The sequence below is a fragment of the Paracoccus amoyensis genome (genome assembly GCF_014490725.1).
Taxonomy (GTDB): Bacteria; Pseudomonadota; Alphaproteobacteria; order Rhodobacterales; family Rhodobacteraceae; genus Paracoccus; species Paracoccus amoyensis.
This window is the reverse complement of the sequence record NZ_JACOQL010000003.1, coordinates 451,410-468,452: the sequence shown is the minus strand read 5'-3', so window position 1 is coordinate 468,452 and position 17,043 is coordinate 451,410. Positions and strand designations below refer to the sequence as shown.

Below are 17,043 nucleotides of genomic sequence, written 5' to 3'. Positions count from 1 at the left end.
ATAAAGTTTCGGAATCAAGCGGAGGATTGCCGATGTCATTGCCCGAAGCACTTGTCGCAAGTCTGACCGCATTGCTTGGGACGCGCTTTTCCCAAACCAACGCGGACCGCGACCATCATGCGCAATCTGAAAGTTTTCATCGGGCGCCACCGCCAGATGCCGTCGCGTGGCCCAAAACGACAGAGGAGGTTTCGCAGATCATGGCGGCCTGCTCGGCAGCGGGCGTGCCGGTAATCGCCTGGGGGGCCGGCACCTCGTTGGAGGGGCATGCACTGGCCTATTCCGGCGGTGTCACGCTTGACCTGACGCAGATGGATAAGGTGGTCCAGATCAGGCCCGAGGATATGCAGGTCACCGTCCAACCCGGCGTCACCCGAGAGGCGCTGAACACGGAACTGCGGGCGACGGGGCTGTTCTTTCCCGTTGATCCGGGGGCCAATGCGTCGCTGGGCGGAATGGCCGCAACCCGGGCCAGCGGCACGACGGCGGTTCGCTACGGCACGATGCGGGACAACGTGCTGGCGTTGCAGGTTGTGCTGGCAGATGGGCGGATCATTCGCACCGGCTCGCGGGCCGTGAAATCCAGCGCGGGGTATGATCTGACCGCGCTGTTCCTTGGCTCTGAAGGGACATTGGGCATCATCACCGAACTGACCCTGAAGCTGTTTGGCCAGCCCGAAGAGGTCGCCAGCGCAGTCTGTGCCTTTGTCACGCTGGATGACGCTGTCGAATGCGTCAGCGCGACGATCCAATCGGGCATTCCAATGGCGCGGATCGAATTTGTTGATGCCGCGACCGCATGCGCGTTTAATCAGCGGGAAGGCACGACGCTGCCCGAAAGCCCGCATTTGATGATCGAGTTTCACGGCTCGCCCAATGGAGTGCGTGAGGACGCGGGACGGTTCGGAGAGATCGCGGCGGAATTTGGCGCGAAAGACTTTGACTGGGCGACGACGGCCGAAGACCGGGCGCGCCTGTGGCGCATGCGACATGGCGCCTATCACGCCTGCCTTGCCCTGCGTCCGGGGGCGTCAGGCGTGGTTACCGATGTCTGCGTGCCGATGTCGGAACTGCCGGCGGCGGTTCATGCGGCGGCAGATGACATTGCCGCCGAAGGGCTGATCGGCCCGATTGTGGGCCATGTGGGCGACGGAAATTTTCATTCCCTCATGCTGGTCGATCCTGGCAACCCTGATGAAATCGCCGCAGCCAAGCGTGTCGCGAAGAAGATGGCCGAACGCGCGTTGGCCGTGGGTGGCACGATTACCGGAGAGCATGGGATAGGCGTGGGCAAGCGTGATCTGATGGCCGCACAGCACGGCGATGCCTGGGCAGTCATGGGCGCGATCAAGCAGGCGCTGGACCCGCAGAACATCCTGAACCCCGGCAAAATGGTTCCGGATAGGAACTGATTCGTGTTCGGTCGGTTGACCTTAAGTCAGAAAGAATTGAGGAAATCATGTCCAGCAACGACACCGATCCGAACAGAGCGGCAAGGCGTCATAAGCCCGCGATCATTGCGATTATCTTTGCAGTGGTCGTGGTTGTGGTTGCCTTTCTTTTCTTCATGCCCGGATTTGATGAGCAAAACGAAGGCATTGCGACGACGCCACCGCCCGAAGGGACAACCTCGACCGAGGCCGAAGGTGGTATGGCTGACACCGAAACCACGCCCAGCCAGTAAAAGAACGCGCGAACTTCTGATATTGGACCCTGCGGGAGAATGTTCCGCGGGGTCTATCTGATGAGCACATCTAACTTCGTTTTGACACACTCGTGACCAACACAGCCCGGTGACTTTCGCTCACGGTTTTGCGATAAGCATTCCAAGGCGTGCCAAACGCCACGAAAACATGAGGGCAGTAATGCGTATCTTTACGAAATTCTTGCTGGGGCTGATGCTGGTTCTGGCAGTGGCCTGCGCGCGCACGCCTGCGCGTGGCCCGGCACCGGGGCCGGGGGCGAACCCGCAACTGGGCGACAGCCAACCACATCCGTGGAGCTCGGGCCACCCCTATGGCCACGACGTCCATGGCATCGACATCTCTCGCTGGCAGGGCGATATCGACTGGAACCGCGTCCGCGGCTCGGGCATCAGCTTTGCCTTCATCAAATCGACCGAAGGCGGCGACCACATCGACCCGAATTTCCGCCGCTACTGGAATGAAGCGGCACAGGCCCGGATCCCACGCGGCGCCTATCATTATTATTATTTCTGCCGCTCGGGGGCCGAGCAGGCGCAGTGGTTCATCCGGAACGTCCCGCGCGAGATTGGTTCGCTGCCGCCGGTTCTGGATATCGAATGGACCAATTCGAAAACCTGCCCCCGTCGCCCGCCGCCGTCCGAGGTGAAGCGCGAAGCCTCGATCTTCATGGATATCGTCGGTCGCCACTATGGTCAGCGCCCGATCATCTATACGACCGTGGATTTCTATCGCGATAACCAACTGGGCGATATGCGGGCCGAATTCTGGCTGCGTTCGGTAGCCGATCACCCGCGCGTCCGGTATCCGGGCCAGCGTTGGGCATTCTGGCAATATACGGGCACTGGTATTGTGCCTGGGATTCAGGGCAATGTTGACCTGAACGCCTTTGCTGGCACCCGCTCGGATTGGGCACGATGGTTGCAGACACGTCTGACACGCTAAGACCCGGCCTTTGGCTGAGGATTGAGTTTGCGGCGCTCTATATCGGGGCGCCGCTTATTATTGCGCTGTTCATGCCCACCAATCTGCTGTTTCGGGCGTTGGCGGTATTTTCAACCGCAGGGCTGTTGCTGCTTTGGCTGACCGGCGGATTCGATTGGCGGTCACTGATCCGTGGCTGGCGGCGCATCCCTTGGCTGACGGTTCTGGCAATTGCGCTGGCCGTCTTGACGTCCGGCTATGTCATTTTGTCGCTGACCAACCCCGACGGGTTGTTTTCTACCGCGCGAAGCAGGCCGGGATTGATGGTGATGATCTGGCTGCTTTATCCGCTGCTGTCGGCCCTGCCTCAGGAACTGATTTTCCGGGTGCTGTATTTCCACCGTTACCGGGGATTGCTGCCCGCGCATCGCGCCGGATATGCCTTGAATGCCGCGATCTTTTCCTTTGCTCATCTGATGTATTGGTCGTGGCTGGTCTGCGCGATCACCTTTGTTGGCGGCTGGATTTTTGCCCGCGCTTATGTCCGGCAAGGCTTTCCTTCGGCGTGGCTTTTGCACGCCATCGCGGGGAATATGCTGTTTACGGTCGGAATGGGCTATTATTTCTACAGCGGGAACGTGGTCAGACCCTTCTGACAGGTTGACTTCACCCCCGCCAAGCTGTTCATGCGGGGGCTGAACGAAAGAGGTCCGCCATGCACGCCTATCGCAGCCATACCTGCGCCGATCTGACCGCCGCCAATGCCGGGGAAACCGTCCGCCTGTCGGGCTGGGTCCACCGGGTCCGCGACCACGGGGGCGTGCTGTTCGTCGATCTGCGCGACCACTACGGCATGACGCAGGTGCTGGCCGACAGCGACAGCCCGGCCTTTGCCGCGATGGAAAAGCTGCGTGCGGAAACCGTGATCCGCATTGATGGCCGTGTGAAACTGCGCGACGCGGCGCTGGTGAACCCCAAGCTGCCCACCGGCGAGATCGAGGTCTATGCCACCGATTTGGAGGTTCTCGGCCCGGCGGATGAGCTGCCTCTGCCGGTCTTCGGCGATCTGGATTACCCGGAAGAAACGCGTCTGGCCTACCGCTTCCTCGACCTGCGCCGTGAATCGCTGCACAACAACATCATGCTGCGGTCCAAGGTCGTCCGCTCGATCCGCAACCGTATGTGGGACAGCGGGTTTACCGAATTCCAGACGCCGATCATCACCGCGTCCAGCCCCGAAGGCGCACGCGACTTTCTGGTGCCCTCGCGCCTGCATCCGGGCAAGTTCTACGCCCTGCCGCAGGCCCCTCAGCAATTCAAGCAGCTGATCATGGTGGCGGGCTTCGACCGCTATTTCCAGATCGCCCCGTGCTTCCGCGACGAAGATCCACGCGCCGACCGCAGCCCGACCGATTTCTACCAGCTTGACGTCGAGATGTCCTTTGTCGAACAAGAGGACGTGTTCAACACCATCCAGCCGGTCATTCAGGGCCTGTTCGAGGAATTCGGCAATGGCCGCCCGGTCGATACCAACTGGCCGCGTATCCCCTATGCGGAATCGATGCTGAAATACGGCAGCGACAAGCCCGACCTGCGCAACCCGATCGAAATGCAGGTGGTCAGCGACCATTTCCGCGACTCGGGCTTTGCGATCTTCGCGAAACTGTTGGAGCAAGAGGGCACCGAAGTTCGCGCCATTCCTGCGCCCACCGGCGGCAGCCGCAAATTCGCCGACCGGATGAACGCGTTCGCCCAGAAAGAGGGCCTGCCGGGCATGGGCTATATCTTCTGGCGTAAGGCCGAAGATGGTAGCACCGAAGCCGCTGGCCCCGTCGCCAAGAATATCGGCCCCGAACGGACCGAGGCGATCCGCCTGCAACTGGGTCTGGCCGAGGGCGACGCGGCCTTCTTCCTTGGCGGCAAGCCCGAGGCGTTCGAGGCCGTCGCGGGCCGCGCCCGCAACGAAATTGGCCGCGAATTGGGTCTGACGGAGGAAAATCAGTTCAAATTCGCATGGATCGTCGATTTCCCGATGTATGAGAAGACGGACGAGGGCAAGATCGACTTCAGCCACAACCCGTTCAGCATGCCGCAAGGCGGTCTGGACGCGCTGAATGGCGATCCGCTGGCCGTCAAGGGATATCAATACGACCTCGCCTGCAATGGTTATGAGCTGATCAGCGGCGCGATCCGTAACCACAAACCGGAAATCATGTTCAAGGCATTTGAACTGGCCGGCTATGGCCATGATGAGGTCGAAAAACGCTTTGGTGGCATGGTCAAGGCGTTCCGTTATGGCGCACCGCCCCACGGGGGCTGCGCGGCCGGTATCGACCGGATCGTGATGCTGCTGGCGGATGAACAAAACATCCGTGAAGTCATCATGTTCCCGATGAACCAGCGCGCCGAAGACCTGATGATGGGTGCGCCAAGCGAGCCGACCAACGAACAGATGCGCGAATTGCGTCTGCGGGCGCTGCCGAAAGAGTGATCTGACACTCTCTGTCAGGTTATGCCATAAAGTTTCACGAGGGGCTGTCCCTTCGTGAAACAGGGCAATTTGGCAGATGGTTGAATATTCCGAACTTGCGGCGATCCGGCTGGGCTATGGTCTGTCACCACGCGTCCCATCCCCAACCACGCCGCAGGAACTGGTTGATTCGATTCAGAAATCCAGGCCGACCGCGCAGGATCTGGTCACGGATGAGGTGCGGCAGTTTCAGATCGAGCTGCAGGAAATCGTTCGCAGCGATGCGCCGGATAAAACCATGCTTGCCCGCGCGCACAGACGTAAGGGCTCGCAACGGCGGCAGCTAAACATCAAGCGCCGGTTCGAAAGGGCCGTCGCCAACCCCGGCGGATTTGGCGAGCGGCTGGTGCAGTTCTGGGCCGATCATTTCACGGTCACCGGTGGTCTGGTCGTGCAATCACTAATGGCTGAGGCCTTCGTGACCGATGCCATTCGCCGGAACCTGACGGGTAAATTCGCGGACCTGATGTATGCGGCCGAAACGCATCCGCGCATGCTAAGCTATCTGAATCAGCAGCAATCGGTCGGTGAAAACTCCCTGGCGGCCCAGCGGCAGCCTAAGCGCAACATGGGGATAAACGAAAACCTTGCCCGCGAGATGATCGAACTGCACTCTCTTGGCGTCGGGGCGGATTACACTCAGGATGACGTGCGGCAATTGGCCAAGCTATTGACCGGCCTCAGCTATGATCCGCGCAGCGACCGGATGTTCCGTCCGGTGCGGGCAGAGCCGGGTGCCGAAACGGTGCTGGGCAAGACCTATGGCGGCGAAGGTCGCGCACAGGTCGAAGATATCCGGGCGGTGATTGGCGATCTTGCAACGCACGAGGCGACGGCCAATCACATCGCGCGTAAATTGGTCGTCCACTTCATCGACGACGATCCACCGCAACAGGCTGTTGATCGGCTGGCGCAGGTATTCCGGGACACCGATGGCGATTTGCCTTCGGTTTACCTGGCTTTGGCGGAAAGCCCGGAACTTGAAACGCATTTTCGTAAGAAGGTCCGGCAACCTTTTGATTTCATGGCGGCATCCTTTCGGGCCGTTGGCTTTGGCCGCAAGAAGATGCAAAACCTGACGCTGCCGCAGATCCGAAATCAGATCATGGCGGGACTGGCCGCCATGGGACAGCCCTGGGCATTGCCGCGCGGCCCGGATGGGTGGCCGGAAGAGGCTGCAGCATGGGCCACGCCACAGGGGATTGCCGCACGCATCGACTGGGCCAACCGGGAATTGCCGAAGCTACAAAAGCAGCTGCCCGACCCACGCGACGTGCTGACCAATTCACTTGGTTCAACCGCGACCGAGCCGCTGGAATGGGCGGTTCCCAAGGCTGAAAGCCAGCGCGAGGGCATCGCCGTCGTTCTTGGCTCTGCCGACTTCAATCGGAGGTGACGCCATGCTGTCACGACGCTTGTTTCTGAAATCTACGGCTTTGATTGGATGCTCGGTTGCCGCGCATCCGTTGTTGAACACAATCGCATTCGCCTCGGCTCCGGGGGAAAACCGGCTGGTGGTCATTATCCTGCGTGGCGCGATGGATGGGCTGGATGTCTTCCAGCCCTATGGTGATCCGGCGCTGCGCGAATTGCGGCGCACGCTGTCGGTAGGCCCCGAAAATGGAGCGATCGATCTGGACGGATATTTTGCGCTGCATCCTGCGCTGGACAGCCTGATGCCGCTTTGGCGCGTCGGTGAGCTTGGCTTTGCGCCCGCAGTTTCAACGCCTTATCGCGACAAGCGCAGCCATTTCGATGGGCAGGACATGCTGGAAGCCGGCACCGGCACCGATCTGGATTTGCGCAACCAGCGGGATGGTTGGCTGAACCGTCTGTTGCAGCAAATGCCGAATGTGCAATCGGAAACGGCTTATTCCATCGGGCTGGACGATATGCGGATTCTGGATGGGCCGGCGCCGTCGAAAAGCTGGGCACCCGAAACGCGCCTGCGTCTGAGTGCGCAAGGTCAGCGGTTGCTGGAACATGTCTGGCACGACGACCCGCTGTTCCGGCAGGCGGGGGGGCAGGCGATGGAGATTATCGGCAGCGGCGTCAGCACAGTCGAGGAGGAAAATGGCCCGACACGTGATGCCCGACTGCTGGCGCGTTTTGCTGCGGACAGGCTGAACGGGGACACCCGGATCGCGACGTTCTCTATCCCCGGTTGGGATAGTCATTCGCAGCAGGAAAAGGTGATGAGCAAGCCACTTGCGCGTCTCGCTGCGGCGATTCTGACACTGAAAGACGCGCTTGGTGACAATTGGGGCAAGACGACGGTTCTGGCCATGACCGAATTCGGCCGCACCGCGCGTGAAAATGGCACCGGTGGCACGGACCACGGCACGGGCGGTGCGATGCTGATGGCTGGCGGCGCGATCAAAGGGGGCAGGGCGATTGGCGAATGGCCGGGACTGGCGGATCGTGATCTTTACGCCGGGCGCGATCTGATGCCCATGCGCGATATCCGTGCCTATGCGGCGTGGGCGCTGCGCGATCTGTTTGATGTTTCACAGGATGTTCTAACCCGAACCGTCTTTCCAGATCTGGACATGGGGGACAATCCCGGCATTCTGGCCTGACGAATTGTCAGGAGTATCGTCGCAATGCCGGATCAACCCGTCAGGAATGCAAACCGTCCGACCGGTCAGGCGATAGATTTCGTGCGCCCGCCCTTGCCGGGGCAGCAAGTCATCACGGGGCCCTGGACCCGGCTGGAGCGGTTGAATGCGGCCCGCCACGCGGCTGATGTCTTCAAGGCGCAATCAGGGCATGACTGGTTGTGGGATTATATGCCCAACGGTCCCTATGATGATCAGCAGGCATTTTCCGATTGGATGGTCAGCGTGCAGGACGGTGCCGATCCGTGCTTCTATGCGATCATCGACCCGGATAGTGGTCAGGCGGTCGGCGAAGCGTCGTTCATGCGTGTCGATGTGGCCATGGGCGTCATTGAAATCGGGAACATTCTGCTAACGCCAGCGTTGCAGCAACGGCGCGAAGCGGGCGCCGCGCTGATGGCGATGATCCGTTGGGCTTTTGACGCGGGATATCGGCGGGTCGAGTGGAAATGTAATTCGCTCAACGCTCCTTCACGTCGCGCGGCCTTGCGTCTTGGCTTTAGCTACGAAGGCACGTTTCGCAACCATATGATCGTCAAAGGTCTGAACCGCGATACCGCATGGTTTGCGATGACCGATCAGGATTGGCTTGCCCTGCAGCCGGCCTATGACCAATGGCTGGCGTCCGACAATTTCGACGCCAGTGGTCAGCAGCGGCAAAGCCTGTCGTCGCTGACCGATATTGCGTTACCCGGTCGTCAGGAGGGCTAGCCTAGATTTCGGCCACCGTTGCCAGTCGATCTTGGACCATGCCGCTGATCCGGACCAGATCACCTGCAAGTGCATGACCGGCTTGATGATCGCGGGCAAGGGCCGTTGCCGCCTCTTCCAGCGCGGGATCATGGGCTGATCTTGCGACCCCGGCCAGGAAACGTGCGATATAGTCGATGGCCGAGGTGTCCCGTGCGCCCGAAAGGATTTCGGCGACATGGACCAGATCATCGCGCAAGCCCGAGGGATCGGGCTGGATCACGTCGTTGGGTAACAGGCGCAATCCACGACCTGTCGTCTGTTCTGGCAGGGCCGATAAAATCATCTGTTGAAACACGGCAAGACTTTCGATGGGCTTGGGAAGAAAGCCGTCCGCACCCGCCTGCAGCGCCGTTTCGCGCAATTCGGGATCGCCCGAGATGCCCAGCAGCACAGGCACCCGCAGTTCTGCATTGGCAATCTGCCGGATCAAATCGGCGCCATCGCCATCTGGCAGCCCAAGGTCGATAATGACGACCGCAGGACGATAGGTTCGCAGATGGCGCGCCGCCGAACGCAGGCAGTCGGCCCGCCGGATACGCGCGCCAGAGCGCAGGCACAGCAGTCGCACCGCTTCGCTGGCAAAGCGCGAATCTTCGACGACCAACACAGTCAGGCCCGCCAAGGGGCGCCCCGGCAAGCACGCCTGCCACAGAGGCAGCGTTTCGCGTAGGGTCGTTCCAATTTCTGTCTGCATGTCTGAAATCCCGTTCATCATCCCCTATGGACTTACCTAACGACCGATTCTCTAAGAACCGGTTAATCATGGTCGGATTTCCTTTCGCTTCATCGATGAAAGGACTACAAAGCCTGCAAATACGGGAGAGAATGATGATCGGACGTTTGAATCACGTAGCCATAGCAGTGCCTGATCTTGCCGCCGCCTCGGCCCAATACGCGAATACTCTGGGCGCGAAAGTGGGGGCACCTCAAGACGAGCCGGATCACGGCGTGACGGTTGTGTTCATCGAACTTCCCAATACCAAGATCGAGCTTCTGTATCCGCTGGGCGATGACAGCCCGATCAACGGGTTTCTGGAAAAGAACCCTTCTGGCGGCATTCATCACATGTGTTTCGAGGTCGAGGATATTATTGCCGCCCGGGACAAGCTGAAGGCCGACGGTGCCCGCATTCTGGGCAATGGTGAGCCAAAGATCGGCGCACATGGCAAGCCGGTCCTGTTTCTGCATCCGAAAGATTTCAACGGCACGCTGATCGAATTGGAGCAGGTCTGATGAATTTGACTGGCGGGATCGTCCTGTTCGCGGTGTTGTGGTTTCTGACCTTGTTCATCGTGGCGTGGTTGGTCAGCGCAGTCAGCAGGATGCCGGACATGTTGTGCCGGGCACCCATGCTGGCGCACCGGCCGATCTGAAGGTGAAGCCGATCCTGATCCGGACCACGCTGATTACCGTCGCCATTTGGGGGCTGATCGCATGGATCATTCTTAGCGGAGTTGTGACCCGCGCTGATGTGGCGAATTTCGATCAGATTTTTCGCTGATCAAGTGGAACAGATGGGTAAAAGCCGCCGCCGCCAGTAATGGCACGGCGATATTCACGAGCGGAATCGTCAATGCGATCGCGACAAGAACGCCGGCCAGAATGATTTGCCCGCGATTGTCGCGCCGCATGATCAACGTGGCCTCTTTCGACAGATGTCGGCGGGCTGCCATCTGAAAAAATTCTCGGCCCAGCAGCCAGCCGTTCACGACATAGAACAGCACCGGCGCAAGTGGCCCAAGCACGGGCGTCAGGAGCAGCGATATGATCGCCACCAGCACGACCAAAGCCATCAGGGCCAGCGATTCCCCCAAGCCATCCATGATGCTGAGCGATTTGCCGCGACGGGCAGGGTAGTGAATATCCTCGACCGCCTCGGCCACATTTTCCGCGAATAGCCCGGCAAAGCCAGCCGCAACCGGCGCCATCAGGAAAAAGCCCATCAGCGGGAACAGGGCCAGCGAACCCCATGACAGCGTATTGCCAAAATCAATCGTTCCAATCCATGGCAGGGCGAAGTCCCCCGGCAGGAACGTGCGGATCAGCCAGAACAATCCGGCCTGCAACGCGACAAAGAGAACGATCGTCAGGGCGATTCCTGCCAGTGCCAGCTTGAAGACACGCGGACGCAGAAGATCGCCCCATCCAAGCGCCAGCGCGCGGAAAGCGACGGTCATAGCCAGACCGTGCGTTCAGCGATATCCGGGCGTGGACGTTCGGGCGGCGCTTCGCCGCGCGTTCCGATATGGATCAAGCCCGCAATCCGTTCATGTTCAGCCAGTTCCAGATATTTACGCCCAAAATCAGGGTTCAATGCCGCAAATCCGGTCAGCCATGCCGCGCCCCAGCCAGAGGCAAGCGCCGCGTTCACAAGACCCAGACACACGGCTCCGGCAGACAGAAATTGTTCCCATTCGGGCACCTTCGGGCTTTCAACCGGCGAAAAGACCACCGCAACGATCAGGGGGGATGTAAACGCCGCCTCGGCCTTGGCCGCCGCTGCCTGGTCCTGACCGCTTTCAAGAACCTGCTGCCGCACGATGGGTGCCAAACTGTCCAATGTTTCGCGTGACAGGACAATGAAACGCCATGGCTCCAGCTTGCCGTGATCCGGCACACGGGCGGCCAATGTCAGCAATTGGGTGACTTGATCGCGATCAGGTGCGGGTTGCTGTAGCAGTTTTGGCGGATGAGAGCGGCGCGAACCCAGAAATTCCAGTGCGGCGTTGTTGCGAAATTGCATTGGCGTCTCCTTCTTGTTCTTGCGGTTCCAGTTAAGCCCGGCGGCGGCGAAAGCAAAGTGCATCACAACATCTTTGCAAAGGGTTGAAAGAAAGCGGTCAGCCGTTGAAACATGGCAATATGATCGACCTGACCCATCTTAACCAGCCAAATGCCGAAATTCCGGTTCGCGTCACGCCAAAAGCAAAGCGAAATCAGGTCGCTATGGCCGAGGGTGGAATTTTGCGGGTCCATGTCACCGCCGCCCCGGAAGATGGCAAGGCAAACGCAGCCGTCGTCAAGCTGTTGGCAAAAGCCCTGGGCCTTGCCAAGTCGCGGCTGACGCTGGTTCGGGGGGCGACATCACGCGACAAGGTGTTTCGGATAGATCATTCCTGACGCTCGATCCGATAATTTCCTTCGGGCAGGTTCAGCGCCAGCCGCAATTCTGTCAGCTGGTGAATGGTGAAAACGACCTGCATCACCTCGTCTCCGTCGGGGTGCATCTGCTCGACGATGACGCGGTCGTCAAAGGACTGGATGACGATGTCTTCGTTCAACGGGCGGGTATTCGGCTCTGCCTCATCGATCAAGGTGATGACTGTGGCATCGAAATCATGCTCAATGGTGAACATTGTCTTCTCCTTGTGGTTTTCGTGGCAGCATAACCTGTGAGACGGGGCAGGGGAAATCCTGCCAATGCGTGCACGAAACGGGTCAGGGCGGGTTTGCGCACCGCCGTTCCGCCCGATAAGTTAAGGCAGATTCGGTCGAGCTGACAAAAGCAGCCATGCCGGAAAATCAGAGCAGGGACATGGGCCATGAAGCGGATCGCGACTGTCTTGGGTTTGGGGATGCTTGCGGTTTCGGCCTGCGCACCAATCCCGGTCGAGCAGGGAAATACCCCAAACGGCCCCACGATCTCGATCGCGCGCGCGCCTGTATTGACCAATGATGGATCCCCGCAATCTGCGGCGCGGATGTTCGTTCAGGTCATGCGACGTATGGAGCCTGCGGTCGAGCGAGAATGCCTGCAGCGTCGCACTCAACCGATCAACTGCGACTTTCAGTTCGTGGTCGATGACCGTTCGGGGCTAGAGCCGAACGCATTTCAAACCGTCGATTCCGCCGGTCGGCCGATCATTGGGTTTACGTTGTCCCTGATTGCCCAGACCAGAAATGGTGACGAGGTGGCCTTCGTCGTCGGTCACGAAGCCGCCCACCATGTCTTGAACCACCTTGATCGCAAAACTGGTGCGGCGTCAGCAGGTGCCGTTATTCTGGGCAGTATCGCGTCGGTTTATGGCGGTAATCAGAATGCCATCGAAACCGCCCAACGGATTGGTGCATCGGTCGGATCGCGCTATTATTCCAGAGATTGGGAACTGCAGGCCGATTATCTGGGCGCAATTATGACGATGAATGCGGGCTTTGACCCAGTCAATGGCGCCCGGTTCTTTGATCGCCTGCCTGATCCCGGCGATCATATCCTGGGCACACATCCTTCCCGCGCGTCTCGTTTGGGGCAAGTACAGCGCGCGGTAGCTGACGTGCACAGCGGTCGGGCAAGATAATTGAACTTGTTCGGGTAACGTTGGGGTAACTTTATCACGGCGCAGCACCACTCTTGTAAAAATGCAACAAGCTTTCAGAAAGTGCAAATTTCACAAAGAAGTAACTGCATTTTGAAAACTAAAACACCAGAATATTTCCAAGTTAAGTCAATCTGTTGCGTCAAGTAGGAAACTTCTTTTGCAACCTGCATCTGAAGATAGGTCAAGCGGCCAAATCTAAAAAGCGTATCGGTGAGCGGTTTTTCGCTTTTGTCGCGATTAATACATACATAAAGTCGCGACTATAACAGTAGAACCTGAAGCCAGAAGGCGGATGGAGTAACAGTGAGGCGCTATGCTCGGGGTCATTGTTTGGAGCAATGAAATACGCGAAAAGGCTGTGATCTGGTGTGAAGATCATGCGTCGTTAGCCTATTTGGAAGGCCGCGATAATTTGTTGGGAACCGGACTGTGGCCGGGCACGGGCGATCTGGTCGAGCTGGAAAGCGAGATTATCAATAATCTGCGTCATGCCCGTCAAGTCTCGCTGGTGTCAGAGCGCGGGTGTATGCAACTGCCAGCCATGTTGAAATCCAGCGTCATGGCAGCCGCGCCGGAACCGCATTTGCGTCTGGTCGCTGTCGGCAAGCCCGACACGAAGGACGGCCAAGAAAAGCAAACGGCGCCGAACCTTAGGATCAGCGCCGCGCGTTAATAATCTTGTCGGATAAATCAGGTGCCGCGCGATAATGCGGCAACCCCGGTGCGCGCCAGGTCCATCAAGCCCAGCGGACGCATCAGGTCGGCAAAGGCATCCAGTTTAGACGGCGTGCCGACAACCTCAAACACAAAGCTCTCTAGCGTCGAATCAACGACATTCGCGCGGAAGATCTCGGCGATCCGCAGCGCCTCAACACGTTTGTCGCCGTTGCCCCGGACTTTGAACAGACCCAACTCTCGCTCGACTGCCGCGCCCTCGGCGGTCAGATCGTGAACTTCATGCACGGGAACAATGCGGCCCAGCTGCGCCTTGATCTGAACGATCACCTCGGGGGTGCCTCGGGTGACGACGGTAATGCGTGAACGGTGGCCGGTGTGGTCCACTTCGGCCACCGTCAGGCTGTCGATGTTGTAACCACGCCCCGAAAACAGGCCAATGACGCGGGCCAGCACGCCCGGTTCGTTTTCGACCAGAACCGCCAGTGTATGGCTTTCTTCACGGTCGGCATGGGGGTCGCGCAGGTCATAGGCCGAATGGCTGGACGCGCCTTGTTGAAGATTCAGTGCACTCATGATCTGCCCCTGTGTTTCAGCAGAATAATTCGTTTCGACAGGGCCGTTCACCCTGCCAGAGATGGATCAGACCAGAACCGCGCCGTCTGCCTTGATGGCGCCCTGTGTGTCGGCCTCGCCGAGCAGCATTTCATTATGCGGTTTGCCCGATGGGATCATTGGGAAGCAATTCTCATGCTTCTCGACCAGCACATCCAGAATATAGGGACCGTCATAGGCGATCATTTCCTGAATCGCGGCGTCCAGATCCCTGGGATCGCGCACTTGCGCCCCTTTGCAGCCAAATGCCTCGGCCAGCTTGACGAAATCTGGCAGGCTGTCGGACCAGCTTTGGCTGTATCGTTCGCCGTGCAGAAGTTGCTGCCATTGGCGAACCATGCCCAGCCGTTCGTTGTTCAGGATGAACTGCTTGACAGGCAGACGGAACTGAACGGCAGTGCCCATTTCCTGCATGTTCATCAGCCAGCTTGCATCGCCCGCGACATTGATGACCAATGCCTCTGGATGAGCCATCTGAACCCCGAGGCTGGCAGGCAGGCCATAGCCCATCGTGCCCAGCCCGCCCGATGTCATCCAGCGATTCGGTTCATCGAAATGCAGGAACTGGGCTGCCCACATCTGATGCTGACCGACCTCGGTGGTGATATAGCGGTCATGGCCCTTGGTCAGCGCCTCAAGGCGTTGCAGGGCATATTGCGGTTTGATGATGGTTTCGCTGTTGCGATAGAACAGGCAGTTCTTTGCCTTCCAGCCCTCGATCTGTTCCCACCATTTGCCAAGCGCGGCTTTGTTGGTCTTGCTGCCACGTGATTTCCAGACGTCCAGAACGTCCTTCAGCACCTCGCCGACATCGCCCAGAATTGGAATATCGACCTGAATGACCTTGTTGATCGACGAGGGGTCGATATCGATATGCGCCTTGATCGAGTTGGGGCTGAAATCGGCGATACGTCCGGTAATGCGATCATCGAACCGCGCACCGATGTTGATCATCAGATCACAGCCATGCATCGCCAGATTAGCCTCATACAGACCATGCATCCCCAACATGCCGATCCAGTTCGGGGCAGAGGCCGGATAGGCGCCAAGCCCCATCAAGGTCGAGGTGACGGGAAAGCCGGCCGTATCGGCCAGTTCGCGCAGCAATGCGCTCGCGTGGGGGCCAGAATTGATGACGCCACCGCCGGTATAAAGAACCGGACGTTCCGCCTGTTCGATCAGTTCCACAAGCCGGGTGATGGCCTGAATATCGCCCTTGCGAATGGGCTGATACCGGTCGGATGCCAACTCGTCTGGTGAAAAATACTGGCCGGTCGCGAACTGGACGTCTTTGGGAATATCGATCAGAACCGGACCGGGGCGGCCCGTCGTTGCGACATGAAATCCCTTGTGGATCGTTTCGGCCAGCTTGTTCGTGTCCTTCACCAGCCAGTTATGCTTGGTGCAGGGGCGGGTTATCCCAACCGTATCAGCCTCTTGAAAGCCATCGGTGCCGATCATGAATGTCGGAACCTGTCCTGACAGAACGACAATCGGAATCGAATCCAGCAGCGCGTCGGTCAATCCCGTGACCGCATTGGTTGCACCGGGACCAGAGGTCACCAGGACGACCCCCGGTTTTCCCGTCGCGCGGGCGTAACCTTCGGCCATGTGAACGGCCCCCTGTTCGTGGCGAACCAGAACATGCGTAATGTCATTCTGCTGAAAAATCTCATCGTAAATGGGTAGTACAGCCCCGCCCGGATAGCCGAATACGGTGTCGACGCCCTGATCGCGCAGCGCTTCGACAACCATTCTTGCACCCGTCATTTCTCGGGACATGTCTCTTACTCCATTCAATATCATCTCACTGCACCGGAAATTGGCCACAGCGTCGGCGCAAATTATGTAGGTGGTTTGGCAGGGTCAATGGGGTCGCGGAGAAAATATCGCCAAGGGGCGGTGATTTGAAATTTTATTTCGCGAATTGGGGTGGCTTATCGATCTGACGGGGGCAGAGAGATGCGGGCGACCTGTTCGATAATGGGATCAACCGACAGCGGATGGGCCTCATTCGTGTGGTCGTCGGGGTCGCCGATATTCTGCCAGACACCGCCCTTGTAGATCTCTAGCGCTGAAAACCGGGCCTTATAATCCATCTTGCGGCTGCCCGGCACCCAATACCCCAAATAAATATAGGGCAGGTTCGCCGCGCGCGCGATTTCGATATGATCCAGAATGATGTAGGTGCCCAGGCTGGCCGCCTGCAGATCCGGATCATAAAAGCTGTAGACAAGGCTTAGACCGTCATCCAGCACATCGGTCAGACAGACAGCGGCAAGATGTTCATCACCTTCGACAAGCCGGGATGAGTCCTGATCGTCGCAGCGATATTCGATGATCCGCGTTTTGACCGGCGTTTCTTCGATCATTGCCGCGAACTCGAAAATATCCATGTCAGCCATGCCACCATCAGCATGACGGCTGTCCAGATAGCTGCGAAACAGATCAAACTGTTCTTCCGTGGCCCAGGCGCTTGTCGCCAGACGTCGCAAGCCGGAATTCTGCCGCGTCAAACGGCGCTGCGTCCGCGAGGGCCGAAAATCCGCCACCCGAATCCGCGCAGACATACAGGCAACACAGCTTTCGCAACTGGGCCGGTAAAGTACGTTCTGTGACCGGCGAAAGCCCTGCCGCGACAGGGCATTGTTCAATTCGGTGGCATTGTCGCCATGCAGCGCGGTGAACAGCTTCCTTTCGGCTCGCCCATGCAGATACGGGCAAGGTTGCGGAGCCGTCACATAGAATTGCGGTGCATGCGGCAACGTGTGGCGCATCAGTTATGCACCCTCAGTATCAGTCGTATAAGCGAGGCGGGGCTGATCATGCGCAAATCAGGTTCCGGTTAGCCTTTTGGTTGAGCTTTGATGGGAGCGTAACAATGAAATCATCTTAGGGAAAGCTTGGAA

Annotated in this window: 20 protein-coding genes; 13 read left to right on the top strand and 7 right to left on the bottom strand. The window is 58.8% G+C overall.

Features of this window, described 5'->3' with window-relative positions; genetic code table 11:
- Positions 1-32 precede the first annotated feature (32 nt).
- The 8 genes from H4P12_RS11320 (at position 33) to H4P12_RS11285 (ending at position 8,486) form a co-directional block, all read left to right on the top strand.
- The gene (locus H4P12_RS11320) at positions 33-1,412 is read left to right on the top strand and encodes an FAD-binding oxidoreductase (RefSeq protein ID WP_187793774.1); all 1,380 of its coding nucleotides are present in this window, start codon (positions 33-35) and stop codon (positions 1,410-1,412) included.
- A 47-nt stretch (positions 1,413-1,459) separates the two neighbouring features.
- A complete protein-coding gene (locus H4P12_RS11315) occupies positions 1,460-1,684 on the top strand; it encodes a hypothetical protein (RefSeq protein ID WP_187793773.1) in 225 nt (74 codons plus the stop codon).
- Positions 1,685-1,865: 181 nt separating this feature from the next.
- On the top strand, positions 1,866-2,648 hold the full coding sequence (locus H4P12_RS11310) for a glycoside hydrolase family 25 protein (protein WP_246449248.1): 783 nt from the start codon (positions 1,866-1,868) through the stop codon (positions 2,646-2,648).
- A 71-nt stretch (positions 2,649-2,719) separates the two neighbouring features.
- Complete coding sequence (locus H4P12_RS11305) at positions 2,720-3,283, top strand: CPBP family glutamic-type intramembrane protease (RefSeq protein WP_246449246.1); 564 nt, start codon at positions 2,720-2,722, stop codon at positions 3,281-3,283.
- Between the two features lie 59 nt (positions 3,284-3,342).
- A complete protein-coding gene (gene aspS, locus H4P12_RS11300) occupies positions 3,343-5,118 on the top strand; it encodes an aspartate--tRNA ligase (protein WP_187793770.1) in 1,776 nt (591 codons plus the stop codon).
- Between the two features lie 76 nt (positions 5,119-5,194).
- Positions 5,195-6,553: a DUF1800 domain-containing protein gene (locus H4P12_RS11295; RefSeq protein ID WP_187793769.1), complete on the top strand. Its 1,359-nt coding sequence runs from the start codon at positions 5,195-5,197 to the stop codon at positions 6,551-6,553.
- A 4-nt stretch (positions 6,554-6,557) separates the two neighbouring features.
- Entirely contained in the window at positions 6,558-7,736 is a 1,179-nt protein-coding gene (locus H4P12_RS11290) for a DUF1501 domain-containing protein (RefSeq protein ID WP_187793768.1), read from the top strand.
- 24 nt (positions 7,737-7,760) lie between these two features.
- A complete protein-coding gene (locus tag H4P12_RS11285) occupies positions 7,761-8,486 on the top strand; it encodes a GNAT family N-acetyltransferase (protein WP_187793767.1) in 726 nt (241 codons plus the stop codon).
- 1 nt (position 8,487) lies between these two features.
- On the opposite strand, the gene H4P12_RS11280 is transcribed toward H4P12_RS11285, so the two are convergent.
- Positions 8,488-9,222 carry a response regulator gene (locus tag H4P12_RS11280; protein WP_187793766.1) on the bottom strand — a complete coding sequence of 245 codons (735 nt, stop codon included), beginning with the start codon at positions 9,220-9,222 and terminating at the stop codon, positions 8,488-8,490.
- 134 nt (positions 9,223-9,356) lie between these two features.
- On the opposite strand from H4P12_RS11280, the gene mce reads away from it, so the two are divergent.
- Both mce and H4P12_RS19180 read left to right on the top strand, forming a co-directional pair.
- Positions 9,357-9,761, top strand: coding sequence for a methylmalonyl-CoA epimerase (gene mce, locus H4P12_RS11275; protein WP_187793765.1), 405 nt, complete (start codon positions 9,357-9,359; stop codon positions 9,759-9,761).
- 37 nt (positions 9,762-9,798) lie between these two features.
- Complete coding sequence (locus H4P12_RS19180; protein WP_343069810.1) at positions 9,799-10,029, top strand: DUF1467 family protein; 231 nt, start codon at positions 9,799-9,801, stop codon at positions 10,027-10,029.
- On the opposite strand, the gene H4P12_RS11265 is transcribed toward H4P12_RS19180, so the two are convergent.
- On the bottom strand, positions 9,974-10,705 hold the full coding sequence (locus H4P12_RS11265) for an EI24 domain-containing protein (protein WP_187793764.1): 732 nt from the start codon (positions 10,703-10,705) through the stop codon (positions 9,974-9,976). The two genes, H4P12_RS19180 and H4P12_RS11265, sit on opposite strands and share 56 nt — an antisense overlap.
- Positions 10,702-11,271, bottom strand: a complete 570-nt coding sequence (locus H4P12_RS11260) for a nitroreductase family protein (RefSeq protein ID WP_187793763.1) — start codon at positions 11,269-11,271, stop codon at positions 10,702-10,704. Before H4P12_RS11260 ends, H4P12_RS11265 begins: the two co-directional genes overlap by 4 nt.
- Before the next feature lie 119 nt (positions 11,272-11,390).
- Here H4P12_RS11260 and H4P12_RS11255 point away from each other — a divergent pair, with 119 nt between their 5' ends.
- Entirely contained in the window at positions 11,391-11,648 is a 258-nt protein-coding gene (locus tag H4P12_RS11255; RefSeq protein WP_187793762.1) for a DUF167 domain-containing protein, read from the top strand.
- Here H4P12_RS11255 and H4P12_RS11250 read toward each other — a convergent pair.
- Complete coding sequence (locus H4P12_RS11250; protein WP_187793761.1) at positions 11,639-11,884, bottom strand: hypothetical protein; 246 nt, start codon at positions 11,882-11,884, stop codon at positions 11,639-11,641. The genes H4P12_RS11255 and H4P12_RS11250 overlap by 10 nt on opposite strands.
- A gap of 186 nt (positions 11,885-12,070) precedes the next feature.
- Between H4P12_RS11250 and H4P12_RS11245 the strand changes: the two genes are divergently transcribed.
- The gene (locus H4P12_RS11245) at positions 12,071-12,823 is read left to right on the top strand and encodes a M48 family metalloprotease (RefSeq protein WP_187793760.1); all 753 of its coding nucleotides are present in this window, start codon (positions 12,071-12,073) and stop codon (positions 12,821-12,823) included.
- A 433-nt stretch (positions 12,824-13,256) separates the two neighbouring features.
- Complete coding sequence (locus H4P12_RS11240; RefSeq protein WP_246449244.1) at positions 13,257-13,517, top strand: hypothetical protein; 261 nt, start codon at positions 13,257-13,259, stop codon at positions 13,515-13,517.
- 17 nt (positions 13,518-13,534) lie between these two features.
- Here H4P12_RS11240 and ilvN read toward each other — a convergent pair whose 3' ends face one another.
- The 3 genes from ilvN to H4P12_RS11225 form a co-directional block, all read right to left on the bottom strand.
- On the bottom strand, positions 13,535-14,095 hold the full coding sequence (gene ilvN / locus H4P12_RS11235; protein ID WP_187793758.1) for an acetolactate synthase small subunit: 561 nt from the start codon (positions 14,093-14,095) through the stop codon (positions 13,535-13,537).
- A 66-nt stretch (positions 14,096-14,161) separates the two neighbouring features.
- The gene (locus H4P12_RS11230; RefSeq protein ID WP_187793757.1) at positions 14,162-15,916 is read right to left on the bottom strand and encodes an acetolactate synthase 3 large subunit; all 1,755 of its coding nucleotides are present in this window, start codon (positions 15,914-15,916) and stop codon (positions 14,162-14,164) included.
- 155 nt (positions 15,917-16,071) lie between these two features.
- Complete coding sequence (locus tag H4P12_RS11225; protein WP_187793756.1) at positions 16,072-16,911, bottom strand: arginyltransferase; 840 nt, start codon at positions 16,909-16,911, stop codon at positions 16,072-16,074.
- Positions 16,912-17,043 lie beyond the last annotated feature (132 nt).